Here is a 24,762-nt window from a genome sequence, read left to right as displayed (position 1 = left end):
GCAATCAACTGTGGGAGGGGGGGCAAGCCCCCTCCCACATTTGGACCTCACACAGCTTTAGACCGGTGCAGGCGCGCGGCGCTTGTCCGGCTGCTGCCAGCCATCCGCCGCCGCTTCTTCTACGGCTTGCTGGATCGCCTTCTTGCGCATCTCTTCGGCACGACGGCTGAAGAACCACACGAGGAAAGTCACCAGCGACACCGCCAACAGGATCAGGCTGGCCACGGCATTGATCTCGGGTTTGACCCCAAGGCGCACGGCCGAGAACACTTCCATCGGCAGGGTCGTAGAGCCCGGGCCCGACACGAAGCTGGCCAGTACCAGGTCATCCAGGGACAACGCGAACGACATCATGCCGCCCGCCGCCAACGACGGCGCGATCATCGGAATGGTGATCAGGAAGAACACCTTCCATGGGCGTGCCCCCAAGTCCATCGCCGCTTCTTCAATCGACAGGTCCAACTCACGCAAGCGCGCCGACACCACCACCGCCACATACGCCGCACAGAACGTGGTGTGGGCGATCCAGATGGTGACGATGCCACGTTCCTGGGGCCAGCCGATCATCTGCGCCATGGCCACGAACAGCAGCAACAGCGACAGACCGGTGATCACTTCCGGCATCACCAGCGGTGCGGTCACCAGGCCGCCAAACAGCGTGCGGCCCTTGAACTGGCTGATGCGTGTCAGCACGAAGGCGGCCAACGTACCCAGCGCTACTGCGGCCACCGCCGTGTAGCAGGCGATTTCCAGGGAGCGCGCCACCGAACCCATCAACTGGGTGTTGTCCAGCAAGCCCACGTACCACTTGATCGACCAACCGCCCCATACTGTCACCAGCTTGGATTCGTTGAACGAGTAGATCACCAGGATCAGCATCGGCAGGTAGATGAACAACAACCCCGCCACCAGCATGAAGCTTGAGAAACTGACGCGCTTCATATCTTGCCCTCCATCTCTTTGGCTTGGCTGCGGTTAAACAGGATGATCGGCACGATCAGGATCGCCAGCATCACCACCGCCAGGGCAGAGGCCACCGGCCAGTCACGGTTGTTGAAGAATTCTTGCCACAACACTTTACCGATCATCAGGGTTTCCGGGCCGCCCAGCAGTTCCGGGATCACGAACTCGCCCACCACCGGGATAAACACCAGCATGCAGCCGGCGATGATGCCGTTCTTGGACAGCGGCACGGTGATCTTCCAGAAACTGTTGAAGGTGCTCGACCCCAGGTCGGACGCGGCTTCTAGCAGGCTCTGGTCGTGCTTCACCAGGTTGGCGTACAGCGGCAGGATCATGAACGGCAGGTACGAATAGACCACGCCGATATACACCGCGATGTTGGTGTTGAGGATCTGCAGCGGCTCGTTGATCAGCCCGATGGACATCAGGAAGCCGTTGAGCAAACCGTTGTTGCTGAGGATGCCCATCCACGCATACACGCGGATCAGGATCGCGGTCCAGGTCGGCATCATGATCAGCAGCACCAGTACGGTCTGCATCTCTTTGCGCGCACTGGCGATGGCATAGGCCATCGGGTAGCCGATCAGCAGGCACAGCAGCGTGCTGAAAAACGCCATTTTCAGCGAGCCCAGGTACGCGGCGATGTACAACTCATCGTCGCCGAGCATCGAGTAGTTGGCCAGGTTCAGCACCAACTGCAGTTTCTGCTCAACGAAGGTGTAGATCTCGGTGTAAGGCGGGATCGCGACATCGGCTTCGGCAAAGCTGATCTTCAAGACGATGAAGAACGGCAGCATGAAGAACAGGAACAGCCATAGGAAAGGAATCCCGATGACCACATGCCGGCCACCGGGGGTTATTCGTTGCAACTGGCGCTTGAGCTTCTTCATGTTCATGAGCGAAGCACCACGCCGCTGTCGTCTTCCCACCACACGTACACCTGGTCACCCCAGGTCGGGCGCTGGCCACGGCGTTCGGCGTTTGCGACGAAGGACTGCACCAGTTTGCCGCTTGGCAGTTCCACGTAGAACACCGAGTGGCCGCCCAGGTAGGCGATGTCGTGCACCTTGCCGCTGGACCAGTTGTGCTCGCAGGTCGGCATTTCGGTGGTGACCAGCAGTTTTTCCGGACGAATCGCGTAAGTCACCGACTTGTCTTCCACCGAAGTGGCGATTCCGTAGCCCACGTAGATGTCGCGATCCAGGTCAGCGCATTTGAGCACCGCGTGACCTTCGGCGTCGTCCACCACCTGGGTGTCGAAGATGTTGACGTTGCCGATGAACTCGCACACCAGGCGGCTGGTCGGCGTCTCGTAGATGTCGATCGGGCTGCCGATCTGGGCGATCCAGCCCAAGTGCATGATCGCGATGCGCTCGGCCATGGTCATGGCCTCTTCCTGGTCGTGGGTCACCATCACGCAGGTCACGCCGACGCGCTCGATGATCTCAACCAGCTCCAGTTGCATCTGCGAACGCAGTTTCTTGTCCAGCGCGCCCATCGGCTCATCGAGCAGCAGCAATTTCGGGCGCTTGGCCAGGGAACGAGCCAGGGCCACACGCTGACGCTGGCCACCAGACAACTGGTGCGGCTTGCGCTTGGCGTACTGGCTCATCTGCACCAGCTTGAGCATCTCGGCCACGCGGGCGTCGATCTCGGCCTTGGGGATCTTGTCCTGCTGCAGGCCGAAGGCGATGTTCTGCGCCACGGTCATGTGGGGGAACAAGGCGTAGGACTGGAACATCATGTTGATCGGCCGCTCGTAGGGCGGCATGTCGGTGATGTCTTCACCGTCGAGGTAGATGCGACCTTCGGTTGGGCGTTCGAAGCCTGCGAGCATGCGCAGCAAGGTGGATTTGCCCGATCCCGAACCGCCGAGCAAGGCGAAAATCTCGCCTTTCTTGATTTCCAGGGACACATCGTCCACGGCAATCGTCTCGTCGAATTTTTTCGTGACCCGGTCGATTTTGACCAACACCTTTTTCGGTGTCTGGTCGCCCTCGAGGGCTTTCTTATAGGCGCCGGAGGCAACTGCCATTTGCGAAACTCCCAACAAAATTTTCTGTTCGACCAATACGGGCGAAACCTTGGATAGTTTGAGCCTTGAGTCTTACTTGCCCGTCTTGACCTTGGTCCAGCTACGGGTCATCAAACGCTGCACTTTCGGGGGTAGCTCGAAGTTGACGAATGTCCGGTCGAGAACCGCCTGCGGTGGGTAAACCGCTGCGTCAGTGCGTATCAATTGCTCCATCAGTTTGTCCGCCCCCGGATTAGGGTTGGCATAACCGACGTAATCACTGACCTGAGCGATCACCTCAGGTTGCAGCAAATAGTTGATGAAGGCGTGGGCCTCTTTGACGTTGGTGGCATCCTTGGGGATCGCCAGCACGTCAAACCACAGGTTGCCGCCTTCTTTCGGAATCGTGTAGGCGATGTTCACGCCTTTGCCAGCCTCGGCGGCACGGGCCTTGGCCTGGAACACATCGCCGGAGAAACCTGCGGCCACGCAAATGTTGCCGTTGGCCAGGTCGGAGATGTATTTGGAAGAATGGAAATAGGTCACGTAGGGCCGCACTTTGAGCAGCTTCTCTTCGGCCTTCTTGTAATCTTCGGGGTTGGTGCTGTTGGGGTTCAGGCCCATGTAGTTGAGCACCGCCGGCAGCATTTCATCCGCCGAGTCCATGAACGACACGCCGCAAGTCGCCAGCTTCTTCATGTTTTCCGGCTCGAACAGCACGGCCCAGGAATCGATATGGTCGACGCCCAGCACTTCCTTCACTTTGTCGACGTTGTAACCGATACCGTTGGTGCCCCACAGGTACGGAACGGCGTACTGGTTACCCGGATCGTTCTTTTCCAGGCGCTTGAGCAGCGCCGGGTCGAGGTTGGCGTAATTCGTCAGCAATGACTTGTCGAGCTTCTGGAACGCCCCGGCCTTGATTTGCTTGCCGAGGAAGTGGTTGGACGGTACGACCACGTCGTAGCCGGTACGTCCGGCCAGCAGCTTGCCTTCCAGGGTTTCGTTGGAATCAAACACGTCATACACGGGCTTGATGCCGGTGGCCTTTTCGAAGTTGGCCAGGGTGTCGGTACCGATGTAGTCCGACCAGTTATAAATATGCACAGTCGGCGCAGCCTGCACGCTGATCGCCAGCGTGATACCTGCACCCACCAGCATGGCTTTGCGAAATAAAGAAATTGGCAAGTGGAGGTCCTCTTAAATAGTTGGGCCCAAAGTTGTTGCCCGGCAACAAAACCGGCGCGCAACTTACCCTCGATAAACCGATCCGGCAAAACTTTCTGTCATTTAATGTGTGAGAGGAGCAGTCAAACTGCCCCTCCACAGGTTTCAGGGCTTATTTACCCGATTTGATCTTGGTCCAGCTGCGTGTCATTTCACGCTGGGTCGCAGCCGGCAGGTCGGCAATGGCGTAGAGCTTGGCCTGCACATCCGCTGGCGGGTAGATGCCCGGGTCGCTGGTGATGTCTTTGTCGACCAGTGCGGTGGCCTTCTCGTTACCGTTCGGGAAACGCACGCTGTTGGTAATGCCAGCCATGACTTCCGGCTTGAGCAGGTAGTTCATGAACTTGTAGGCAGCGTCGACGTTTTCGGCATCTTTAGGGATGGCGACCATGTCGTAGAAGCTACCGGCGCCTTCTTTCGGAATGTCGTAGGCAACTTTCACCTTGCCACCGGCTTCGGCCGCGCGGGACTTGGCCTGTTGCACGTCACCCGAGTAACCCACGGCGACACAGATGTTGCCGTTGGCCAGGTCCGAGATGTACTTGGACGAGTGGAAGTAACCGATCGATGGGCGCAGCTTGAGGAACAGGTCCTCGGCTTGCTTGAGGTCGGCTTTCTTCTGGGTATCGGTCGGCAGGCCCAGGTAATGCAGCGCCACCGGCAGCATTTCGGTTGGCGAATCGAGGAAGCTCACACCGCAGCTTTTCAGCTTGGCGATGTTCTCAGGCTTGAGCAGCACGTCCCACGAATCGATCTTGTCCACGCCCAGCGCAGCCTTGACCTTCTCCGGGTTATAGCCGATGCCGATGGAGCCCCACATGTACGGGAAGGCGTGCTTGTTGTCCGGGTCGCTGACCGACACGGCTTTAAGCAGGGATTTGTTCAGGTTGTCGTAGTTGGACAGCTTGGACTTGTCCAGCTCCTGGTAGACACCGGCCTTGATCTGCTTGGCGAGGAAGTTGTTCGACGGCACGACGATGTCGTAACCGGACTTGCCTGCCAGCAACTTGGCTTCCAGGGTTTCGTTGCTGTCAAAAACGTCGTACACCACTTTGATGCCCGACTCTTTTTCAAAGTTGGCGATGGTGTCCGGTGCAATGTAGTCGGACCAGTTGTAGACGTGCAGCACTTTGTCGTCGGCCTGGGCCGCGCTCGCCATTGCGCCCATCAGGGACAAGGCGAGGAGGGTCTTGCCAGCGTTCTTCAAACCTAATGCCTTCATTTGGTGATGCTCCAATTTTTTCTTTTTTGGGCCACGTTCTTCATCGTTAAGCGGCCCGTCTAAGGGCAACAAAACAGGGCGACAGTCTGGCAAGTTCCGAGGCCGGCTTTCAACCAAAGCCTCATTTATAACTGCTCAGAAAGCAGCGCCCGAGAGCCGCTGCGTTCTGAGCCTAGCACTTAGCCCTGCAATGCCGCCAAAGTCAGGTCCAGGCACTGGCGAGCCTTGGTCACCAGCTCGTCGATTTCTGCCTTGCTGATCACCAGCGATGGCGAAATGATCATGGTGTCGCCCACGGCGCGCATGATCAGGCCATTCTCGAAGCAGAACGTACGACAGATCATGCCCACGCCCCGACCTTCATAGCGCTTGCGCGTGGCCTTGTCCTGCACCAGCTCAATTGCCCCGAGCATACCCACACCACGAACTTCACCCACCAACGGGTGATCAGTCAGTTCCCTCAGACGTTTCTGCAAATACGGTGCCGTTTCGTCGTGGACACGGCTGACGATTTTCTCATCGCGCAGGATGCGGATGTTTTCCAGGGCCACCGCCGCTGCCACCGGGTGGCCGGAATAGGTGAAACCGTGGTTGAAGTCACCGCCTTCGTTCAGCACGGCAACCACATCGTCGTGCACGATCAGGCCGCCCATGGGGACGTAACCCGAGGTCAGGCCCTTGGCGATGGTCATCATGTGGGGCTTGAGGCCATAGAAGTCGCTACCGAACCACTCACCGGTACGGCCGAAACCACAGATCACTTCGTCGGCAACGAACAGGATGTCGTACTTGGCGAGGATCTCCTTGATGCGTGGCCAGTAAGTCTCAGGCGGCACGATCACACCACCCGCGCCCTGGATCGGCTCGGCGATAAAGGCACCGACGTTGTCTACGCCGACTTCCAGGATCTTCTCTTCAAGCTGGTTGGCGGCCCAGATCCCGAACTCTTCCGGGCTCATGTCGCCGCCTTCGCCAAACCAGTACGGCTGGGCGATGTGGACGATGCCTGGAATCGGCAAGTCGCCCTGTTCATGCATATAAGTCATGCCGCCCAGGCTGGCGCCGGCCACGGTGGAACCGTGATAGCCGTTCTTGCGGCTGATGATGGTTTTCTTGTTCGGCTGGCCCTTGATCGCCCAGTAGTGGCGGACCATGCGCAACATGGTGTCGTTGCCTTCGGAGCCGGAGCCGGTGAAAAACACGTGGTTCATGCCGGCCGGTGCGATGTCGGAAATCACCTTGGCCAGCTCCAGCACCGGCGGGTGCGCGGTCTGGAAGAACAGGTTGTAGTACGGCAGCTCTTTCATCTGCTTGGCGGCAGCGTCGGCCAGTTCATCGCGACCGTAACCAATCGCCACGCACCACAAGCCGGCCATGCCATCGAGGATCTTGTTGCCTTCGCTGTCCCACAGGTAAACGCCGTGGGCTTTGGTGATGATCCGTGGGCCCTTCTCTTTCAATTGCTTGAAATCGCTGAACGGCGCCAAGTGATGATCGCTGCTCAAGGCTTGCCATTCACGGGTTTGCGGGTTGTTGCTGGACATACCAATCTCCTAGATGTTTCAGGTGAGGGCGCGCTGTTCCCACAGCGCGCCCGGCGCATCAGACGGCGAAGAGCAGGAATTCCCGCTCCCATGAACTGATCACGCGCTTGAAGTTTTCATGCTCGGCCCGCTTGACCGCGACGTAGCCGGTGATGAATTTCTGCCCCAGGTATTTCTCGATGGTCTTGCTGTTTTCCATGCGCTCCAAGGCGTCCTCGATGGTCAACGGCAGGCGCAGGTTGCGCCGCTCGTAACCACGGCCCACCACGGGCGCGCTCGGGTTATGGCCTTCGACCATGCCGATGAAGCCACACAGCAAACTGGCGGCAATCGCCAGGTACGGATTGGCGTCGGCGCCCGGCAGACGGTTTTCCACACGGCGGTTCTGCGGGCCGGCGTCCGGTACACGCAGGCCAACGGTGCGGTTTTCTTCACCCCATTCCACGTTCACCGGCGCCGAGGTGTCGGGCAGGAAGCGGCGGAACGAGTTCACGTTGGGGGCAAACAGCGGCAGCAATTCAGGGATGAACTTCTGCAGCCCGCCAATGTGATTGAGGAACAGCTGGCTCATGGTTCCGTCTTCATTGGAGAAGACGTTCTTGCCGGTGGCGATGTCGATGATGCTTTGATGCAGGTGCATCGCGCTGCCGGGCTCGCCGGTCATCGGCTTGGCCATGAAGGTGGCGGCCACGTCGTGCTTGAGCGCGGCTTCACGCATGGTGCGCTTGAACACCAGGATCTGGTCGGCCAGGGACAGGGCATCGCCATGACGGAAGTTGATTTCCATCTGCGCGGTGCCGTCCTCGTGGATCAGCGTGTCGAGGTCCAGTTCCTGCAATTCGCACCAGTCGTAGACGTCCTCGAACAGCGGGTCGAATTCGTTGGCCGCTTCTATAGAGAAGGACTGGCGGCCGGTCTCCGGGCGACCGGAACGGCCAATCGGCGGTTGCAGCGGGAAGTCCGGGTCTTCGCAGCGTTTGGTCAGGTAGAACTCCATCTCCGGCGCCACGATGGGCTGCCAGCCTTTGTCGGCGTAGAGCTTGAGGACTTTCTTGAGCACGTTGCGCGGCGACAGCTCGATCGGGTTGCCTTGCTTGTCGTAGGTGTCGTGGATCACCTGGGCGGTCGGCTCGATGGCCCAAGGCACCAGGAACACCGCGTTCTGGTCGGGGCGGCAGATCATGTCGATGTCGGCCGGGTCGAGCAATTCGTAATAGATGTCGTCTTCGACATAGTCGCCGGTCACGGTCTGCAACAGCACGCTCTCAGGCAGGCGCATGCCTTTTTCGGCGATGAACTTGTTGGTCGGCGAGATCTTGCCCCGGGTGATGCCGGTGAGGTCGCCAATCATGCATTCGACTTCTGTGATCTTGTGGTCTTTCAACCAATCGGTGAGCTGGTCGAGGTTGTTACTCATAAATGCCTCTGGGCTGGGTTTCCTGGCGTCCATTAAAAGGCCAGGCGTTGGTTGACGCAGCATCCGCGTCGTTTTTTCGTTCAGGGTAGGAGCTTACCTGCCATTTGCTGCGACGTTGCATTCCTCACGCCAAAGTTGTGCGCAATCTTGAGCAGCACGTTGGGCGCGCGCCATTGGGCGGCAAGCAAGGGGGCAAAAAAGAGGTGGGCCGAGGCGTCAAGAATATTGGCCGGTACGCGAGCATTCACGCGGGAAGATTTTACGGATGACACAGCCCGGCTGAAGCAGGCCAAGACGCCGTTGGGCGGCAGGAGAAACATGAAGCACCCCGGTATTATTGCTGTTATGGGTTTGAATCGAGCTTAGCCTTGTTCATTTTTTTACACAACACCCCCGTAAAAAATACAACACGGCCCGCTCAAGCCTGCTAGTCCCAAGCCGTTCAAACCCCAAAAACCGCCCCAAAAAGCCCCAAAAATGCCCTCGTAGCGCTTTTTTAGGGCAAAAAAGGCCTCGCTTGACTTCGGCATGCCGTTCGGGTTGACTGAAACCAGAAAAGATCAATGATTGATATTTTTAACAACAAAGGTGTTGCATCATGTCGGTACCCCCGCGTGCCGTTCAGCTTAACGAAGCGAACGCGTTCCTTAAGGATCATCCTGAGGTTCTGTACGTAGACCTTCTAATTGCGGATATGAATGGTGTGGTGCGCGGTAAGCGCATCGAACGCACCAGCCTCCACAAGGTTTACGAGAAGGGCATTAACCTGCCTGCCTCTTTATTTGCCCTGGATATCAACGGCTCGACGGTGGAAAGCACCGGCCTGGGTCTGGACATCGGTGATGCTGACCGAATCTGTTATCCAATTCCCGACACCCTGTGCAATGAACCCTGGCAAAAGCGCCCCACCGCGCAACTGCTGATGACCATGCACGAACTTGAAGGTGAACCTTTCTTCGCCGATCCGCGCGAAGTGCTCCGCCAAGTTGTAAGCAAATTTGATGACCTCGGTCTGACCATCTGCGCCGCTTTCGAACTTGAGTTCTACCTGATCGACCAGGAGAACGTGAACGGCCGCCCACAACCGCCCCGCTCGCCGATCTCCGGCAAACGCCCGCACTCGACACAGGTCTACCTGATCGACGACCTCGACGAATATGTCGACTGCCTCCAGGACATCCTGGAAGGCGCAAAAGAGCAAGGCATCCCGGCCGACGCCATCGTCAAGGAAAGTGCCCCGGCGCAGTTCGAAGTGAACCTGCACCACGTGGCCGACCCGATCAAGGCCTGCGACTACGCCGTACTGCTCAAGCGCCTGATCAAGAACATCGCCTACGACCATGAGATGGACACCACCTTCATGGCCAAGCCTTACCCAGGCCAGGCAGGCAACGGTTTGCACGTACACATTTCGGTCTTGGACAAGGACGGCAAGAACATCTTTGCCAGCGAGGATCCCGAGCAGAACGCCGCATTGCGTCACGCGATCGGCGGTGTGCTCGAGACCCTACCCGCCCAAATGGCGTTCCTGTGCCCTAACGTCAACTCCTACCGTCGTTTCGGCGCACAGTTCTACGTGCCGAACTCGCCGTGCTGGGGCCTGGACAACCGCACCGTAGCGATTCGCGTACCGACCGGCTCGTCCGATGCCGTACGTATCGAACACCGTGTGGCCGGTGCCGACGCCAACCCTTACCTGCTGATGGCCTCGGTCCTGGCGGGCGTGCACCACGGCCTGACCAACAAGATCGAGCCAGGCGCACCAGTGGAAGGCAACAGCTACGAGCAGAACGAACAGAGCCTGCCGAACAACCTGCGTGATGCCCTGCGCGAGTTGGACGACAGCGAGGTCATGGCCAAGTACATCGATCCTAAATACATCGATATCTTCGTCGCCTGTAAGGAAAGTGAGCTGGAAGAGTTCGAACACTCCATCTCCGACCTTGAGTACAACTGGTACTTGCATACCGTCTAAACGGCGGCTGCATTGAAAAAACGCTGCGGGCTTTGGTCTGTGGCGTTTTTTTATGGGTTTCTTCCGGCAGACCGGAGTGGATTCATCGCAGGCAAGCCAGCTCCCACATTTTGATCTGTGAATACATTCATGTGTGGGAGCTGGCTTGCCTGCGATGAGGCCCTGGCAGACAACACAGACTCCTGCTCATACAATGCCCGCTGCCTTGTAGGAGACATCCATGACCACCCGCCCTGCCGCCCCTCGCAAACCCCGCGCCCGCAGCCAGGCACGGATCGATGCGATCCTCGACGCCGCCCGCACCTTGCTGGCCGCCGAAGGCGTGGCGAGTTTGTCGATCTACAGCGTGGCGGAACGGGCACAGATTCCGCCGTCGTCGGTGTATCACTTCTTCGCCAGTGTGCCGGCGCTTTTAGAAGCGCTGACCGCCGACGTGCATGCCGCTTTCCGCGCCGCCATCCAGGCGCCCATCGACCATGCTTCACTCAAGCACTGGCGTGACCTGTCCTACATCGTCGAGCAGCGCATGCTCAGTGTCTACGAACAGGATGCCGCTGCTCGCCAGTTGATCCTGGCGCAGCATGGGCTGACCGAAGTGACACAGGCAGACCGTCAGCATGACCTGGAACTGGGTGACCTGATGCTGGCCGTGTTCAACCGCCATTTCGAAGTGCCGAGCTTACCCGCTGATGTGGATGTATTTGCCCTGGCATTGGAGTTGAGCGACCGCGTGTATGCGCGCTCGGTGCATCAGCACGGGTTGATCACGCCGCGCATGGCGGAGGAAGGGATGCGGGTGTTTGATGCGTATGTGGGGCTTTATTTGCCGGTGTACCTGCCCAAGCGTTGAGTATTGTGGTGGCTGGGCCGGCCTCATCGGGGGCAAGCCCCCTCCCACATTTTGACCTGTGAATACATTCAAAAGGTGGGAGGGGGCTTGCCTTCGATGGCGGCCTCAAGCGCGATCACAACTTGGCGATCGACACCTCGGTCGACTTAACGAAGGCAATCACTTCACTGCCGATCACCAGCTCCAGCTCTTTGACCGAACGCGTGGTGATCACGGACGTCACGATGCCGGACGCGGTCTGCACATCGATTTCCGACAACACATCACCTTCGACGATTTCCTTGATGATGCCTTTGAACTGGTTACGCACGTTGATGGCTTTAATAGTCATGGTCTGCTTCCTTCATGGGACGAGTGAGTTATTGAGCCCAACGCAATTGCGTAGGCAGCGGTGAAACAGGTTCGGGTTCCGGCGGCGAGCCGGGTAACGACAGCACACGGTTGAGCACTTCGGCTTCCAGCGCGGCCAGGCGGTGTGAGCCTCGGGCCCTGGGACGCGGCAGGTCGACGATCAGGTCCAGGCCGATTTCGCCGTCTTCGATCAGGATCACCCGGTCGGCAATCGCCACGGCTTCGCTGACGTCATGGGTCACCAGCAACACGGTGAACCCGTGCTTCTGCCAGAGGTTTTCGATCAGTTGCTGCATCTCGATGCGGGTCAGGGCATCCAACGCGCCCAGCGGTTCGTCGAGCAACAGCAGACGCGGCTGGTGAATCAGCGCGCGAGCCAGGGCCACGCGCTGCTTCTGCCCACCGGACAGCGCCGCTGGCCATTCATTGGCACGTTCGGCCAGGCCGACCGCTTCCAGGGCTTCCAACGCCTTGGGCCGCCAGTTGCCCTTGAGCCCCAGCCCCACGTTGTCGATGATCTTTTTCCACGGCAGCAAACGCGCTTCCTGGAACATCAACCGTGTGTCTTCAATCGCTTCGCCGAGCGGTGCGGAGCCGGCCAGCAGTTCGCCGCCACTGGCTTTGTCCAAGCCAGCCAGCAGGCGCAGCAACGTACTTTTGCCGCAACCGCTGCGACCGACCACGGCCACGAACTGGCCAGCCGGAATATGCAGGTCAATCTCTTTGAGTACTTCCCGCGCACCAAAGGCCTTGCGCAATTTACGCACCGCCAGCGGGATGCCTTTAAGCAGGCGCGGAGGTTGTTGAGCCGTCATGCCGCACCTCCTTTATTCACTTGATAAGCCGGGTGCCAGCGCAGCCACACACGCTCCAGCCCGCGCGCGGCAAGGTCGGCCAGTTTGCCGAGGATCGCGTACATGACGATGGCCAGCACCACGACGTCGGTTTGCAGGAATTCCCGTGCGTTCATTGCCAGATACCCGATGCCCGAGCTGGCCGAGATGGTTTCCGCCACGATCAGCGTCAGCCACATAAAGCCCAGGGCGAAACGCACACCGACCAGGATCGACGGCAGCGCGCCCGGCAGGATCACCTGACGGAACAGGCTGAAGCCGGACAATCCATAGCTGCGCGACATTTCCACCAGCGCCGGGTCGACGTTGCGGATGCCGTGATAGGTGTTCAGATAGATCGGGAACAGCGTGCCGAGGGCGACCAGGAAAATTTTCGCGGTCTCGTCAATGCCGAACCACAGGATCACCAGCGGGATCAGCGCCAGGTGCGGCACGTTACGGATCATCTGCACCGAGCTGTCCAGCAGGCGCTCGCCCCACTTCGACAGGCCGGTGATAAAGCCCAGGGCCAGGCCGATGCTGCCGCCGATCACAAAACCCAGGCCGGCGCGCCAGCCGCTGATAGCCAGGTGTTTCCAGATTTCTCCACTGCTGACCAGGTTCACCCCGGCTTCGATCACCGCACTGGGGGCCGGCAAGATGCGCGTCGACAACCAGCCCGCCGACACCGACAACTGCCACACCGCCAGCAACAAAATCGGCAGCACCCAAGGCGCCACACGATGACTCAATTTTTCAAGGTTCATGGCGCTGCCTCAGCTCTGCGACGCAGCTTTGGGAAGGATGTCGTTGGCGACCATCTCGCCGAACGGGCTGACGTAACCGGCGCTTTTCGGCAGCTCGGGACGCTCGATATCCAAATGTGGGAACAACAACTCGGCCACCCGATACGACTCTTCCAGGTGTGGATAACCGGAGAAAATAAAGGTGTCGATGCCCAAGTCCGCGTACTCCTTGACCCGCGCAGCCACGGTTGGGCCATCGCCCACCAGTGCCGTGCCTGCACCACCCCGCACCAGGCCGACGCCGGCCCACAGGTTGGGGCTGACTTCCAAGTTGTCGCGGTTGCCACCGTGCAAGGCGGCCATGCGTTGCTGGCCGACGGAATCAAAGCGCGCCAGGGACGCCTGGGCACGGGCGATGGTGTCGTCGTCCAAGTGGGAGATCAGTTTGTCGGCGGCTTTCCAGGCCTCGTCGTTGGTTTCACGCACGATCACATGCAGGCGAATGCCAAAGCGCACGGTGCGCCCGAGCTTGGCGGCCTTGGCCCGGACCTGTTGGATTTTCTCGGCGACGGCGGCCGGAGGCTCGCCCCAGGTCAGCACCATTTCCACTTGTTCGGCCGCCAGGTCTTGGGCGGCTTCGGAAGAACCACCGAAATACAGCGGCGGACGCGGTTGCTGAATCGGCGGGTAGAGCAGCTTGGCGCCTTTGACGCTGATGTGCTCACCGTCGTAGTCCACGGTTTCGCCTTCGAGCACGCGACGCCAGATGCGGGTGAATTCCACCGAAGCCTGATAGCGCTCTTCGTGACTGAGGAACAAACCGTCACCGGCCAATTCCTCCGGGTCACCGCCGGTCACCAGGTTGAACAGCGCACGGCCGCCGGACAGGCGGTCCAGGGTGGCTGCCTGACGCGCGGCCACCGTCGGCGAAATGATCCCGGGGCGCAGTGCGACGAGGAATTTCAGGCGTTGTGTCACCGGAATCAGCGAGGCAGCCACCAGCCACGAGTCTTCGCAAGAGCGCCCGGTGGGGATCAGCACCCCGCCGAAGCCCAGGCGGTCAGCAGCCTGGGCCACTTGCTGCAGGTAACCGTGATCGACGGCGCGAGCGCCTTCGGCGGTGCCAAGGTAATGGCCGTCGCCGTGGGTAGGCAGGAACCAGAAAATATTGAGGCTCATGGAGTTGTCTCCTGAAGAAGTCGGATTACGGCGCTTTGGCAACGGCGGCGGGTGGGGTCCAGATCACATCCTTGATGTTCAAGGGCTTGGGGATCAATTTGAGTTGGTAGAAGCTGTCGGCGATTTTCTGCTGGGCGGCGACCACTTCCGGGGTCAGGAACAGTGCGCCGTAGCCCTGGCGTTTCACCGAGATCAAGGTGATGTCAGCCGGCAGTCCGAGCAGCGGTGCGACTTGTTCAGTCACTTCCTGCGGATTGGCCTTGGACCATTCGCCCACTGCGCGCACTTCTTCCACCAACGCCTTGATCACGTCCGGATGCTGTGTGGCGTAAGGCTTGGTGGCGAGGTAGAACTGGTGGTTGTCGGCAATGCCGGTACCGTCACGCAGGGTGCGGGCTTGCAGTTGTTTCTCGGCGGCGGCCTGGTAAGGGTCCCAGATCACCCAGGCGTCCACGCTGCCACGCTCGAACGCGGCGCGGGCATCGGCGGGTGGCAGGAATACAGTCTGCACGTCGGTGTATTTGAGACCGGCGTCTTCCAGGGCTCGTACCAACAGGTAATGCACGTTGGAGCCTTTGTTCAGGACGATTTTCTTGCCCTTGAGCTCGGCCACCGATTTGATCGCGGAGTCTTTCGGCACCAGGATCGCTTCGCTGGTAGGCGCCGGTGGCTCGTAGGCAACGTAAAGCAGGTCGGCGCCGGCGGCCTGGGCGAAGACCGGTGGGGTTTCGCCGGTGACACCGAAGTCGATGGAGCCGACGTTCAAGCCTTCCAGCAATTGCGGACCGCCTGGGAACTCAGTCCACTGCACCTGCACACCTTGGGCAGCCAGGCGCTTTTCCAGCGTGCCCTTGGCCTTGAGCAGCACCAGCGTGCCGTATTTCTGATAACCGATCCGCAGGGTCTCGGCCGCTTGAGCTTGAACAATGGCGCCGAAGGACACAGCCGCAGCAAACAGTGCGACCAGACCACGACGCAAGATGACAGTGCGCATGGCGCTCTCTCCAAATTTGCGATGAAGGGGTTGGCTGCACCTGCTTGGCCGTTGGCGGCTGAGTAAGGTGAGTACTACATATTCCGGTAAGGCTCAGATGCTCCAGCGAGCACTCAACAAACGGTCATTCAACACATGAGGGTCCAGTGGTTTCGGGCGACGGGCCATGGCGCCGTAGAGCGTCTCCAGGGCCTGGTGCAAACGCTGCTCGAGCACTGGCACCAGTTGCGCCTGGGCACTGCCTTCGCCATAAGCGATCTGGCTGTCTTCGGCGAAGATGCCGTGGAGCAACTCCTGGGCTTTCAGGGCCGACAACACGGGCTTCAAGGCGTAATCCACCGCCAACATGTGGGCGATGCTGCCGCCAGTGGCCATGGGCAGCACGATTTTGTCGGCCAAGGCGCGTTCAGGCAGCAGGTCGAGCACGGTTTTCAGCGCGCCGGAAAACGAGGCTTTGTACACCGGAGTGGAGATGACCAGGCCGTCGGCATTGGCCACCTGCTGCAACAGGTCGATGACTTGGGGGCTGTCGAAGCGAGCGTGCAGCAAGTCCTCGGCCGGGAAGTCCCGTATCTGATAACTCACCACTTCCACGCCTTTTTGCTGTAGCCACTGACGGGTTTTATCCAGCAAGACCCCGGAGCGGGAACGCTGGCTGGGGCTGCCTCCAAGTGTTACGACCAGCATGCAGGTATTCCTTGAGCAAGTGTCGGCGGTTCGCTGTGTGGCAATGGCGCCAAGATGGAACAGACCATATCAGCTGATTTATATATCTATAAATCTTATTTTTTCATTTATTTATTCTATAAAGGCATATACGAATCACCTATTCCAGGGCGAAAAAAAAGGCCGTCGAAACGGCCTGAAAACCCCTGCTGTGTGAGACTTGAAATGCGATACAACTGTGGGAGGGGGCTTGCCCCCGATGGCGGTGGTTCAGCAGTGGATGTATTGACTGACACTCCGCTATCGGGGGCAAGCCCCCTCCCACATTGGTTCTGCGGTTCTGCGTTAACGGTTGGGTTGCGGGGTGAGCCGCAGGTAAGGCTTCACCGCACGATAGCCCTTCGGAAAGCGCTTCTTGATCTCTTCCTCATCCTTGAGCGACGGCACGATCACGACCTCATCACCGTCCTGCCAGTTGGCGGGTGTGGCGACCTTGTGATTGTCGGTCAGTTGCAACGAGTCGATGACCCGCAGAATCTCGTGGAAATTGCGGCCGGTGCTGGCCGGGTACGTGATGGTCAGGCGAATCTTCTTGTTCGGGTCGATCACGAACAGGGAACGCACGGTGAGGGTGTCACTGGCGTTGGGGTGGATCAGGTCGTAGAGATCCGACACTTTGCGGTCGGCATCAGCCAGGATCGGGAAGTTGACGACCGTATTCTGGGTTTCGTTGATGTCTTCGATCCACTTGTGGTGCGAGTCCACCGGGTCGACCGACAGGGCGATGGCCTTGACGCCGCGCAGGGCGAATTCGTCCTTGAGCTTGGCGGTGAAGCCCAATTCGGTGGTGCACACCGGGGTGAAGTCCGCCGGATGGGAAAACAATACACCCCAGCTATCGCCCAGCCACTCGTGGAAACGAATCTTGCCGGCGCTGGAATCCTGTTCGAAGTCGGGGGCGATGTCGCCCAGTCTTAGGCTCATGGTGTGGCTCCTGATGAGTGCTTATGGAGCCCACTGTGCATGGATTGGAGATTATTTAAAAAGAATAAATATCGATTTATCTAGACGATAAAGGAATATTAAAAATCTGTTCATTGGACGCGGGAACGGGCGAAGAGCAACATCGGTTTCAAGGTTCGAGAAGGCCTTGAGACGCTGTACAAAGAGGGGATTCGGGAAGGGCTTGCGGGGGTTGAGCCCGACTTGAAAGCAAGACACCCTGCCCGGCATTGCGCCGGGCAAGGTTTTACACGCTTACAGCAACGGGATCGAGTAGCTGACGATCAGACGGTTTTCGTCTTGGTCGCGGGTAGCCACATCGGTACGCCACATTGCGTTTTTCCAAGCCACGCCAAGGTTTTTCAGCGGGCCTTCTGGAACAACGTATGCCAGGGTGATATCGCGTTCCCACTCGGACTTGTCGCCAGTAGTGGTCTGGATGTTGGTACCTTTGAGGTAAATGATACCAGCGGTCAGGCCAGGTACGCCGACTTTGGCGAAGTCATAAGCGTAGCGAGCTTGCCAAGTGCGCTCGCCGGCGCGGGCAAACTTCTGGATCTGCATGTCGGTGGTGGTGCTGTTCGACGAGCCGTCACCTTGGTTCAGCCAAGGGAAGTCGCTGTCACCCTTGGTGTACTGGTAACCGCCACCGAAGGTGTGGCCGTTAACCGAGTACAGCGCCAGGTAGCTGTACAGGTCGTTGTCGACCTTGCCCAGCGTGGTTGGCTTGGCACCGTCGTTGTAGTAACCAGTGGTGTAGTAGGCAGCGGTATTACCGTTAGAACCGTTATCACGGCTGCGGTAGTAGCGCAGGTCGCTTTTCAGCACGCCTGGGCCGATTGCCCAGTTGTGTACCAAGCCCAGGAAGTTCTGGGAGTAGAAGTCTTTCAGCTCGCCGAAGTAGTACGAAGCGGTCAGATCCTTGGTGATCTTGTAGTCAGCACCAGCGTAGTAGAACTTGTTGCTGAACTTGCCAGTGTCGTAGTTGGAGCTTTTGTTCGCGCCAGCAATCGACAGGTTTTCGTCGTTGCTGGAGTTACGGCCCTTGGCGGACTCGATCTGACCTGCTGTCAGCGTCAGGTCTTTGATTTCGCCCGAGGTGATCTGGCCACCGGTGAAGGTTTGCGGCAGCAGACGACCGTCGTTGGCCTTGATAACCGGGTTGTTCGGCATCAATGTACCGATTTTCAGCTCGGTTTCCGAAATCTTGACTTTACCGGTCAGGCCCAAGCTGGCGAAATCTGGAACAGCACGGTTGCCGTCGCTTGGGAAGATGGTGCCACCGGAAGCGGTGCCGCCCGCGTTACCACTCTTGGCTGGGCTGGAATCCAGTCGCACGCCGTACAGGCCGATAGCGTCAACACCAAACTTAACAGTGCCTTGGGTGTAGCCCGAGATGAAACGCAGATCGAAGCCTTGGCCCCACTCTTCGTTCTTGTTCGCGCCAGTACCGGTGCGGTTGTCTGTGTTGATGTAGAAGTTACGCAGACCCAGAGTGGCCTTGCTGTCTTCGATGAAACCGGCGGAGTGTGCCTGTTGTGCAATTGCAGCCACAGCCACGGCCAACGCCAATGTTGACTTCTTCATGTACCGCTCCTCTCATTTCTAATTTTTGTATTTCTTAGGTCTCGGGTCTGACGCCCTCGATCCACAGATGCGCGATTAGCGCCAGATAGTGACTACCAAGTCAATCGTAACCTGATATGTCTACTACCTTCGTCTAATCGCAGTTAATTTGGTCCCTGCAGGGTAATGAGTTTTTCATACACCCAAAAAGAATTATTTCATTCTTTTTCATACGATCCAGGAATAAGCCATTCCATGAAGCGAGCCGGTTAGCGTAGACCAACCGCTCCATAAGCTAATGCCTAAACGGTATTTACCAGCCTTTTTTTAGATCGATTAGTGTGGCCGTACTGTTGCATACGTCACCCACGATCAAAAAGGCGACGCCATCATGGCCAAAGGCACATCCTCCCGTCAATTTGTTACAGTTTTTGTATCGCTAATACTTTCTTTTGGTGTCAACGCGGCCGACCTGACTATCGGCTACCAAACCGGCATCGATCCCAGCAAAGTCCCACAGGCTGATGGCCTCTACGAAAAAGCCATCGGCGAAAAGATCGCCTGGCGCCGGTTCAACAGCGGCCCGGAAGTGGTCACGGCCATCGCATCCGGTGATGTGCAAATCGGCAATCTCGGCTCCAGCCCCCTTGCAGCGGCGGCTTCACGCAATCTACCTATCGTGGCGTTTATCGTATCGGCGCAGATCAATGCTTCTGAAGCGTTGGTGGTGCGCAATGGCAGCGGGATCGACAAGCCACAAGATCTGGTGGGCAAAACCATCGCCACGCCGTTCGTTTCAACCTCTCATTACAGCCTGCTCGGCGCCCTCAAGCATTGGGGCCTGGACACCAAACAAGTCAAGGTGGTGAACCTGCAACCCGCCGAAATCGCCGCCGCGTGGAAACGTGGCGATATCGACGGTGCATTCGTGTGGTCACCGGCCCTGGGCGAGATCCGCAAGACCGGTAAAACCCTGACAGACGCGGCCCAGGTGGGTCAGTGGGGTGCACCGACCTTCGAAGTGTGGGTGGCACGCAAGGATTTCGCGGAAAAACATCCTGACGTAGTGGCCAAGTTTGCCAAGGTCACCCTGGATGCATTCGCCGACTATGCCGCCCACAAAGACAGTTGGACGGTGGATTCCGAACCGGTGCAAAAAATCGCCAAACTGACAGGTTCAAATGCCGCCGACATTCCCGAGCTACTGGCCGGCACTGCGTTCCCGGATGCCCAGGCGCAGCAAACCAACGCACTGCTTAAAGGTGGCACGGCGAAAGCGATTGGGGAGACGGCGAAGTTCTTGAAAGAACAGGGGAAGGTTGAAACGGTGCTGCCCGACTATTCAGCCTTCGTGACCGACAGATTTATCAAGGAATAAATGCAGTCCCTGTGGGAGCTGGCTTGCCTGCGATACAGACACCTCGGTCTTTCAGTTGAACCGAGGTGATGCAATCGCAGGCAAGCCAGCTCCCACAAAAGCAAGCCCTGCGTTAAATCACAGAGCCTTTTCGAAAATCTTCGAATTACGCTGGTAGTTGTACAGCGATGCCCGCGCCGACGGCAGGCGATCCACGCTGCTCGGCACAAAACCGCGTTCGCGGAACCAGTGAGCGGTGCGGGTGGTGAGGACAAACAGCGTCTTCAACCCCTGCGCCCGGGCACGGGTTTCGATGCGTTCCAGCAGCACATCGCCGCGTGCGCCATGGCGGTACTCCGGGTTCACCGCCAGGCACGCCAACTCGCCAGCATCTGAATCGGCGATCTGGTACAGCGCCGCACAAGCGATGATCATGCCTTCACGCTCGACCACGCTGAATTGCTCGATCTCACGCTCCAGCACTTCCCGCGAGCGCCGCACCAGAATGCCCTGCTCTTCCAGCGGGCTGATCAAGTCGAGCAAGCCACCGACGTCTTCAATCGCCGCTTCGCGCACCTGTTCGAATTGTTCCTGGGCCACCAGCGTACCGCCGCCGTCCCGGGTAAACAGTTCGGTGAGCAAGGCGCCGTCTTCGGCATAGCTGACGATATGGCTGCGCCCCACCCCGCCACGACAGGCCTCGGCGGCCGCATCGAGCAATTCGGCCTGGTAGTTGGTTTTGCCCAGGCGCTGCAGGTGCGCCGGCACTTGTTGGGGACGCAACTCGCGCACCAGCCGGCCGTTTTCATCAATCAGGCCCATGTCTGCGCCGAACAGCAGCAGCTTATCGGCGCCCAGGTCGATAGCGGCGCGGGTGGCGACGTCTTCGCAGGCCAGGTTGAAGATCTCGCCTGTCGGTGAGTAACCCAGGGGCGACAGCAACACGATGGAGCGCTCGTCCAACAAACGATTGATACCCTTGCGGTCGACCCGACGCACTTCGCCGGTGTGGTGATAATCCACACCTTCCAGCACACCGATAGGCCGTGCGGTCACAAGGTTGCCGCTGGCCACCCGCAGGCGCGAACCCTGCATCGGCGAGGAAGCCATGTCCATGGACAAGCGCGCTTCGATGGCGATGCGCAGGTGGCCGACCGCGTCGATCACACACTCCAGGGTCGCGGCATCGGTGATGCGCAGACCTTCGTGGTAAGCCGGGACCAGGCCGCGGGCTTCAAGGCGAGCTTCGATCTGTGGGCGCGAACCGTGTACCAACACCAGCCGCACCCCCAGGCTGTGGAGCAGCACCAGGTCGTGGACGATATTGCCGAAGTTCGGATGTTCCACACCATCGCCGGGCAGCATGACCACGAAGGTGCAGTCCCGGTGAGCATTGATGTAGGGCGAAGCGTGACGAAGCCAATTGACGTATTCGGGCATAAAACCTGGGCCTGTAATAAAAAGCAGCCAAACAAGGATGAATCGTGAAAGCGCACAGCGGGCTGATGGTTATCGTCGGAACAGGCTTGGCGACACGCTCGCTCTCCTTCTATGTACGAATGGGCAGGGGTTAATTTATGCGGGTTTCAGGCAGTAATGCTCGATCAGTTCCCGCAATAGACGCACTGTAGGCGTCAAGCGTGACATTTCGAGGTACTCGCCCGGCTGGTGGGCACAGGCAATGTCGCCAGGGCCCAGCACCAGGGTTTCACAACCAAGGCGCTGAAGATAAGGCGCTTCGGTGCCGAACGCTACTGCTTCGGCACGATGCCCGGTCAATCGCTCCGCCACCCGCACCAGTTCGGCATCTTCCGGCTGCTCGAATGGCGGTACTTCGGGGAACAGCGGCGCGTAGTCGATCTTTACTTTATGCCGCTCGGCCAAGGGTTCGAGCTTCTGCCGGATAGCGTCACGCAGCACCTGTGGGTCCATGCCCGGCAGGGGGCGCAAGTCGAACTCCAGGGAACACTGGCCGCAGATGCGGTTGGGGTTGTCGCCACCATGGATGCAGCCGAAGTTCATGGTCGGCTGAGGCACACTGAACTGCGGGTTGCGGTACTCGCGCTGCCAGGCCAGGCGCAAACCGCGCAGTTCGCCGATGGCGTCATGCATAGCTTCGAGGGCGCTGTGGCCCAGGCTCGGGTCCGACGAATGGCCGCTTTGGCCGAGGATGTCGATGCGTTCCATCATCACGCCTTTGTGCAGGCGGATCGGCTTGAGGCCCGTCGGCTCACCAATCACCGCCGCACGCCCCAGCGGGCGGCCTGCTTCGGCCAACGCGCGAGCACCGGACATGGAGCTTTCTTCGTCACAGGTAGCGAGGATCAACAACGGTTGTTTGAACGATTGATCCAACAGCGGCAACACGGCCTCGATCGCCAGCGCGAAAAAGCCCTTCATGTCGCAACTGCCCAGCCCTACCCAGCGGCCGTCGACTTCCGTCAATTTCAACGGATCGGTCTTCCACAACGCCGCGTCATAAGGAACGGTGTCGCTATGACCCGCCAGCACCAGGCCACCGGGGCCGCTGCCGAAGCTGGCCAGCAGGTTGAATTTGCCGGGGCTGACTTGCTGGATGTCGATGGCAAAACCCAAATCACCCAGCCAACTGGCGAGCAAGTCGATCACCGGGCGGTTGGTCTGGTCGAGAGACGCTTGGGTGCAACTGACCGACGGTGCGGCAATCAGCGCGGCGAATTGCTCTTTCATGGACGGTAACGGCATGCGCGGCCTCTCAACTTCCCGGATGAACCCCACTATAGAGCCATCTGCACGACACAATAAACCGTTGCGGCGCGTTGCCGGGCTCAGTCCTGTACACTGCACGGCCTTGGCAGCCACTCTTTTCCCCGGCTGCGCTCCCGATCCTGGATGTTCCGGCCATGCAAAAAGAAACCGAAATCAAGCTCCGCGTCAGCCGCGAGACCCTCGCCGCGCTGCGTGAGCACCCGCTCCTGAAAAAACGCAACAAAAGTGGCTGGGAACGCCGTGAGTTGATGAACCAGTACTTCGACACCCCAGAGCGAGACCTGGCCCAGGCCAAAGTCGCCCTGCGCCTGCGCAAGGACGGTGAAGAAATCATCCAGACCCTCAAGACCCGTGGCCAGAGCGTCGCCGGCTTGTCGGAACGTAACGAGTACAACTGGGACCTGCCCAAAGCCAAGCTCGATGTGAAAAAACTCGACGGCGAATGCTGGCCTGAACAACTGGCCGAGCTGGACAAAAAGACCCTAAAGCCGATCTTTACCACCGACTTCGTGCGTGAACGCGCCGAAATCGCCTGGGGTCGCGGCAAGGCCAAGGTGGTGATCGAAGCGGCCCTGGACCTGGGCCATGTGGTGGTCGGCAAGCAGAAAGAAGAAATCTGCGAACTGGAGCTGGAACTGCGCGAAGGCGAGCCGGCTGCCCTGTTGGAGCTGGCCTCCGAGCTGGCCGCCACCCTGGCGCTGATGCCGTGCGATATCAGCAAGGCCGAGCGCGGCTACCGCTTGTACGACGCCAGCAGCTACTCCCTGAGCCTGCCGGCGCCGCAACTGCACGCCGAAATGCCATTGGACGACGCCTTCGCCGCCATCATGTGGCACCTGTTGGGCAGCAGCCAGCGCCTGGCCGAACAATACCGCTTCAATGGCCACTGGCGCCTGCTGCAAGACTGGGTCGACAATCTCGGCGAACTGCGCGCCCTGGTTGGCAGCCTTGGCCAGGCTGCTCCGCGCCAATCCACCAGCGAACTGCGCAGCGCACTCGATGCCCTTCTGGAAGACTGGCGCCCACTGGTGCAGGCCGGTGACGACGACGAAGACATCCGCAAAGCCGCACCGGAGCAATTCGTCGAAGAATTGGACGACGTGCGTTGGGGCCTGTTCTCACTGAACGCTTCGCGCTGGCTACTGGCTCGCACCTGGACCGCCGACCGCAACGTGCGAGGCAACCGCCAGGGCGCCGCGCAAATCACCAACTGGCTTCCGCGCCTGTTGGCCGAAGATGCAGTGGCCCTGCAACTGCCGCGCTACCAGCAACAGCCGGAAGACCTGGCCGAGCAACTGCCGCGCATCGAACGTATCCAGGCATGGCTGCACCATGCTCGTCATGTGGTGGACATCCCGGAACTGGACCGCCTGTACGGCGAGCTGAACAAGTTGGCGCAACTGGCCAACCAGCCGATCACGGATGAGTCGTTGGATGCGCGGATGCATCAGGCGATTGCGGTATTCCAGAACCGTGCCTGGAAAACCCTGCTGCGTCTGTAAAATCGCTATCGCGGGCAAGCCCGGCTCCCACATTTGGAATGCATTCCTCTGTGGGAGCCGGGCTTGCCCGCGATGAGGCCATCCCTGTCAGCGCAATACTGGCAGGCTGGTGGTGGACTTGATCTCCGACAACGCCACGATCGAGTTGACCTCCTGAATCCCCGGTACCATCGACAGCTTCTCGAAAAAAAACCGTTCGTACGCCTCGATATCCGACGTCACGATACGCAGCAGAAAATCCACCGCCCCCATCAGCACATAACACTCCAGCACTTCCGGAAATCCGCGAATCGCCTCGGTGAATTCCGTGAAGTTGGAGCGGCCGTGGGCATTGAGTTTGACCTCGGCAAAAATCTGCGTGTTGAGGCCGATCTTCTTGCGGTCCAGCAAGGTCACCTGGCCGCGAATCACACCCTCCTCCTTGAGCCGCTGAATGCGTCGCCAACAAGGCGACTGGGACAAACCGACCTGCTCGGCGATCTGTGCACTGGACAGCGAAGCGTCTTCTTGCAGCAGCGCCAGGATGCGGCGGTCATAGGCGTCCAACTCACTGTGCATAAAAATACCTTTGATGGTTCCCATACTGAATTAAACAATTCGATTAAT

The 24,762-nt window shown here is 59.2% G+C and carries 23 protein-coding genes; 4 read left to right on the top strand and 19 right to left on the bottom strand.

The features are described 5' to 3' along the window. Window positions 1–57 precede the first annotated feature (57 nt). The 8 genes from AC07V4_RS02085 to AC07V4_RS02050 form a co-directional block, all read right to left on the bottom strand. The gene (locus AC07V4_RS02085; protein WP_492635015.1) at window positions 58–942 is read right to left on the bottom strand and encodes an ABC transporter permease subunit; all 885 of its coding nucleotides are present in this window, start codon (window positions 940–942) and stop codon (window positions 58–60) included. Beyond that, entirely contained in the window at window positions 939–1,859 is a 921-nt protein-coding gene (locus tag AC07V4_RS02080; RefSeq protein ID WP_431750475.1) for an ABC transporter permease subunit, read from the bottom strand. Before AC07V4_RS02080 ends, AC07V4_RS02085 begins: the two co-directional genes overlap by 4 nt. After that, window positions 1,856–2,998, bottom strand: coding sequence for an ABC transporter ATP-binding protein (locus AC07V4_RS02075; protein ID WP_016973037.1), 1,143 nt, complete (start codon window positions 2,996–2,998; stop codon window positions 1,856–1,858). Before AC07V4_RS02075 ends, AC07V4_RS02080 begins: the two co-directional genes overlap by 4 nt. 72 nt (window positions 2,999–3,070) lie before the next feature. After that, window positions 3,071–4,165 (bottom strand): polyamine ABC transporter substrate-binding protein, encoded by a 1,095-nt coding sequence (locus AC07V4_RS02070; protein WP_492635016.1) that lies wholly within the window; start codon window positions 4,163–4,165, stop codon window positions 3,071–3,073. 151 nt (window positions 4,166–4,316) lie between these two features. After that, on the bottom strand, window positions 4,317–5,411 hold the full coding sequence (locus tag AC07V4_RS02065) for a polyamine ABC transporter substrate-binding protein (protein WP_492635289.1): 1,095 nt from the start codon (window positions 5,409–5,411) through the stop codon (window positions 4,317–4,319). Between the two features lie 194 nt (window positions 5,412–5,605). Continuing rightward, the gene (locus AC07V4_RS02060; protein WP_492635017.1) at window positions 5,606–6,970 is read right to left on the bottom strand and encodes an aspartate aminotransferase family protein; all 1,365 of its coding nucleotides are present in this window, start codon (window positions 6,968–6,970) and stop codon (window positions 5,606–5,608) included. Between the two features lie 58 nt (window positions 6,971–7,028). Further along, window positions 7,029–8,387, bottom strand: coding sequence for a glutamine synthetase family protein (locus AC07V4_RS02055; protein WP_135290680.1), 1,359 nt, complete (start codon window positions 8,385–8,387; stop codon window positions 7,029–7,031). A gap of 80 nt (window positions 8,388–8,467) precedes the next feature. After that, the gene (locus AC07V4_RS02050) at window positions 8,468–8,707 is read right to left on the bottom strand and encodes a hypothetical protein (protein WP_492635018.1); all 240 of its coding nucleotides are present in this window, start codon (window positions 8,705–8,707) and stop codon (window positions 8,468–8,470) included. Between the two features lie 278 nt (window positions 8,708–8,985). On the opposite strand from AC07V4_RS02050, the gene AC07V4_RS02045 reads away from it, so the two are divergent. Further along, window positions 8,986–10,362 (top strand): glutamine synthetase family protein, encoded by a 1,377-nt coding sequence (locus AC07V4_RS02045; protein WP_492635019.1) that lies wholly within the window; start codon window positions 8,986–8,988, stop codon window positions 10,360–10,362. A 220-nt stretch (window positions 10,363–10,582) separates the two neighbouring features. Next, a complete protein-coding gene (locus tag AC07V4_RS02040) occupies window positions 10,583–11,212 on the top strand; it encodes a TetR/AcrR family transcriptional regulator (RefSeq protein WP_492635020.1) in 630 nt (209 codons plus the stop codon). A gap of 115 nt (window positions 11,213–11,327) precedes the next feature. Here AC07V4_RS02040 and AC07V4_RS02035 read toward each other — a convergent pair whose 3' ends face one another. From AC07V4_RS02035 to AC07V4_RS02000, 8 genes are all read right to left on the bottom strand, one after another. After that, window positions 11,328–11,543: a TOBE domain-containing protein gene (locus tag AC07V4_RS02035; RefSeq protein WP_431750176.1), complete on the bottom strand. Its 216-nt coding sequence runs from the start codon at window positions 11,541–11,543 to the stop codon at window positions 11,328–11,330. 28 nt (window positions 11,544–11,571) lie between these two features. Then, window positions 11,572–12,378 (bottom strand): aliphatic sulfonates ABC transporter ATP-binding protein, encoded by an 807-nt coding sequence (gene ssuB, locus AC07V4_RS02030; protein WP_492635021.1) that lies wholly within the window; start codon window positions 12,376–12,378, stop codon window positions 11,572–11,574. Further along, entirely contained in the window at window positions 12,375–13,163 is a 789-nt protein-coding gene (ssuC, locus tag AC07V4_RS02025) for an aliphatic sulfonate ABC transporter permease SsuC (RefSeq protein ID WP_431750178.1), read from the bottom strand. Before ssuC ends, ssuB begins: the two co-directional genes overlap by 4 nt. A 9-nt stretch (window positions 13,164–13,172) precedes the next feature. After that, window positions 13,173–14,321 (bottom strand): FMNH2-dependent alkanesulfonate monooxygenase, encoded by a 1,149-nt coding sequence (gene ssuD / locus AC07V4_RS02020; protein ID WP_492635022.1) that lies wholly within the window; start codon window positions 14,319–14,321, stop codon window positions 13,173–13,175. A 25-nt stretch (window positions 14,322–14,346) separates the two neighbouring features. Further along, window positions 14,347–15,315 (bottom strand): sulfonate ABC transporter substrate-binding protein, encoded by a 969-nt coding sequence (locus AC07V4_RS02015; protein ID WP_492635023.1) that lies wholly within the window; start codon window positions 15,313–15,315, stop codon window positions 14,347–14,349. A gap of 93 nt (window positions 15,316–15,408) precedes the next feature. Continuing rightward, window positions 15,409–16,002, bottom strand: coding sequence for an NADPH-dependent FMN reductase (gene ssuE / locus AC07V4_RS02010; protein ID WP_492635024.1), 594 nt, complete (start codon window positions 16,000–16,002; stop codon window positions 15,409–15,411). A 324-nt stretch (window positions 16,003–16,326) separates the two neighbouring features. After that, window positions 16,327–16,965: a peroxiredoxin gene (locus tag AC07V4_RS02005; protein ID WP_492635025.1), complete on the bottom strand. Its 639-nt coding sequence runs from the start codon at window positions 16,963–16,965 to the stop codon at window positions 16,327–16,329. A 273-nt stretch (window positions 16,966–17,238) separates the two neighbouring features. Then, window positions 17,239–18,570 carry an OprD family porin gene (locus AC07V4_RS02000; protein ID WP_492635026.1) on the bottom strand — a complete coding sequence of 444 codons (1,332 nt, stop codon included), beginning with the start codon at window positions 18,568–18,570 and terminating at the stop codon, window positions 17,239–17,241. A 370-nt stretch (window positions 18,571–18,940) separates the two neighbouring features. On the opposite strand from AC07V4_RS02000, the gene tauA reads away from it, so the two are divergent. After that, window positions 18,941–19,927: a taurine ABC transporter substrate-binding protein gene (gene tauA, locus AC07V4_RS01995; RefSeq protein ID WP_492635027.1), complete on the top strand. Its 987-nt coding sequence runs from the start codon at window positions 18,941–18,943 to the stop codon at window positions 19,925–19,927. A 117-nt stretch (window positions 19,928–20,044) separates the two neighbouring features. On the opposite strand, the gene argA is transcribed toward tauA, so the two are convergent. Then, entirely contained in the window at window positions 20,045–21,346 is a 1,302-nt protein-coding gene (argA, locus tag AC07V4_RS01990; protein WP_431750042.1) for an amino-acid N-acetyltransferase, read from the bottom strand. A 135-nt stretch (window positions 21,347–21,481) separates the two neighbouring features. Then, window positions 21,482–22,630, bottom strand: coding sequence for an acetylornithine deacetylase (argE, locus tag AC07V4_RS01985; RefSeq protein ID WP_492635028.1), 1,149 nt, complete (start codon window positions 22,628–22,630; stop codon window positions 21,482–21,484). A 158-nt stretch (window positions 22,631–22,788) separates the two neighbouring features. On the opposite strand from argE, the gene AC07V4_RS01980 reads away from it, so the two are divergent. Continuing rightward, the gene (locus tag AC07V4_RS01980; protein ID WP_492635029.1) at window positions 22,789–24,156 is read left to right on the top strand and encodes a CYTH domain-containing protein; all 1,368 of its coding nucleotides are present in this window, start codon (window positions 22,789–22,791) and stop codon (window positions 24,154–24,156) included. A gap of 87 nt (window positions 24,157–24,243) precedes the next feature. Here AC07V4_RS01980 and AC07V4_RS01975 read toward each other — a convergent pair whose 3' ends face one another. Continuing rightward, window positions 24,244–24,714, bottom strand: a complete 471-nt coding sequence (locus AC07V4_RS01975; RefSeq protein WP_003195279.1) for an Lrp/AsnC family transcriptional regulator — start codon at window positions 24,712–24,714, stop codon at window positions 24,244–24,246. Between the last annotated feature and the right edge of the window lie 48 nt (window positions 24,715–24,762).

The organism is Pseudomonas sp. GW821-FHT03A09 (genome assembly GCF_059421065.1).
The sequence above is the reverse complement of the archived record's forward strand: the minus strand, read 5'-3'. Positions and strand labels throughout refer to the sequence as shown.

What these genes read in the sequence shown, in the direction of transcription:
- AC07V4_RS02085 (WP_492635015.1), bottom strand. Translation starts at nt 942, where the DNA reads ATGAAGCGCGTCAGTTTCTCAAGCTTCATGCTGGTGGCGGGGTTGTTG.
- AC07V4_RS02080 (WP_431750475.1), bottom strand. Translation starts at nt 1,859, where the DNA reads ATGAACATGAAGAAGCTCAAGCGCCAGTTGCAACGAATAACCCCCGGT.
- AC07V4_RS02075 (WP_016973037.1), bottom strand. Translation starts at nt 2,998, where the DNA reads ATGGCAGTTGCCTCCGGCGCCTATAAGAAAGCCCTCGAGGGCGACCAG.
- AC07V4_RS02060 (WP_492635017.1), bottom strand. Translation starts at nt 6,970, where the DNA reads ATGTCCAGCAACAACCCGCAAACCCGTGAATGGCAAGCCTTGAGCAGC.
- AC07V4_RS02055 (WP_135290680.1), bottom strand. Translation starts at nt 8,387, where the DNA reads ATGAGTAACAACCTCGACCAGCTCACCGATTGGTTGAAAGACCACAAG.
- AC07V4_RS02050 (WP_492635018.1), bottom strand. Translation starts at nt 8,707, where the DNA reads ATGTTTCTCCTGCCGCCCAACGGCGTCTTGGCCTGCTTCAGCCGGGCT.
- AC07V4_RS02045 (WP_492635019.1), top strand. Translation starts at nt 8,986, where the DNA reads ATGTCGGTACCCCCGCGTGCCGTTCAGCTTAACGAAGCGAACGCGTTC.
- AC07V4_RS02040 (WP_492635020.1), top strand. Translation starts at nt 10,583, where the DNA reads ATGACCACCCGCCCTGCCGCCCCTCGCAAACCCCGCGCCCGCAGCCAG.
- AC07V4_RS02035 (WP_431750176.1), bottom strand. Translation starts at nt 11,543, where the DNA reads ATGACTATTAAAGCCATCAACGTGCGTAACCAGTTCAAAGGCATCATC.
- ssuB (WP_492635021.1), bottom strand. Translation starts at nt 12,378, where the DNA reads ATGACGGCTCAACAACCTCCGCGCCTGCTTAAAGGCATCCCGCTGGCG.
- ssuC (WP_431750178.1), bottom strand. Translation starts at nt 13,163, where the DNA reads ATGAACCTTGAAAAATTGAGTCATCGTGTGGCGCCTTGGGTGCTGCCG.
- ssuD (WP_492635022.1), bottom strand. Translation starts at nt 14,321, where the DNA reads ATGAGCCTCAATATTTTCTGGTTCCTGCCTACCCACGGCGACGGCCAT.
- AC07V4_RS02015 (WP_492635023.1), bottom strand. Translation starts at nt 15,315, where the DNA reads ATGCGCACTGTCATCTTGCGTCGTGGTCTGGTCGCACTGTTTGCTGCG.
- ssuE (WP_492635024.1), bottom strand. Translation starts at nt 16,002, where the DNA reads ATGCTGGTCGTAACACTTGGAGGCAGCCCCAGCCAGCGTTCCCGCTCC.
- AC07V4_RS02005 (WP_492635025.1), bottom strand. Translation starts at nt 16,965, where the DNA reads ATGAGCCTAAGACTGGGCGACATCGCCCCCGACTTCGAACAGGATTCC.
- AC07V4_RS02000 (WP_492635026.1), bottom strand. Translation starts at nt 18,570, where the DNA reads ATGAAGAAGTCAACATTGGCGTTGGCCGTGGCTGTGGCTGCAATTGCA.
- tauA (WP_492635027.1), top strand. Translation starts at nt 18,941, where the DNA reads ATGGCCAAAGGCACATCCTCCCGTCAATTTGTTACAGTTTTTGTATCG.
- argA (WP_431750042.1), bottom strand. Translation starts at nt 21,346, where the DNA reads ATGCCCGAATACGTCAATTGGCTTCGTCACGCTTCGCCCTACATCAAT.
- argE (WP_492635028.1), bottom strand. Translation starts at nt 22,630, where the DNA reads ATGCCGTTACCGTCCATGAAAGAGCAATTCGCCGCGCTGATTGCCGCA.
- AC07V4_RS01980 (WP_492635029.1), top strand. Translation starts at nt 22,789, where the DNA reads ATGCAAAAAGAAACCGAAATCAAGCTCCGCGTCAGCCGCGAGACCCTC.
- AC07V4_RS01975 (WP_003195279.1), bottom strand. Translation starts at nt 24,714, where the DNA reads ATGCACAGTGAGTTGGACGCCTATGACCGCCGCATCCTGGCGCTGCTG.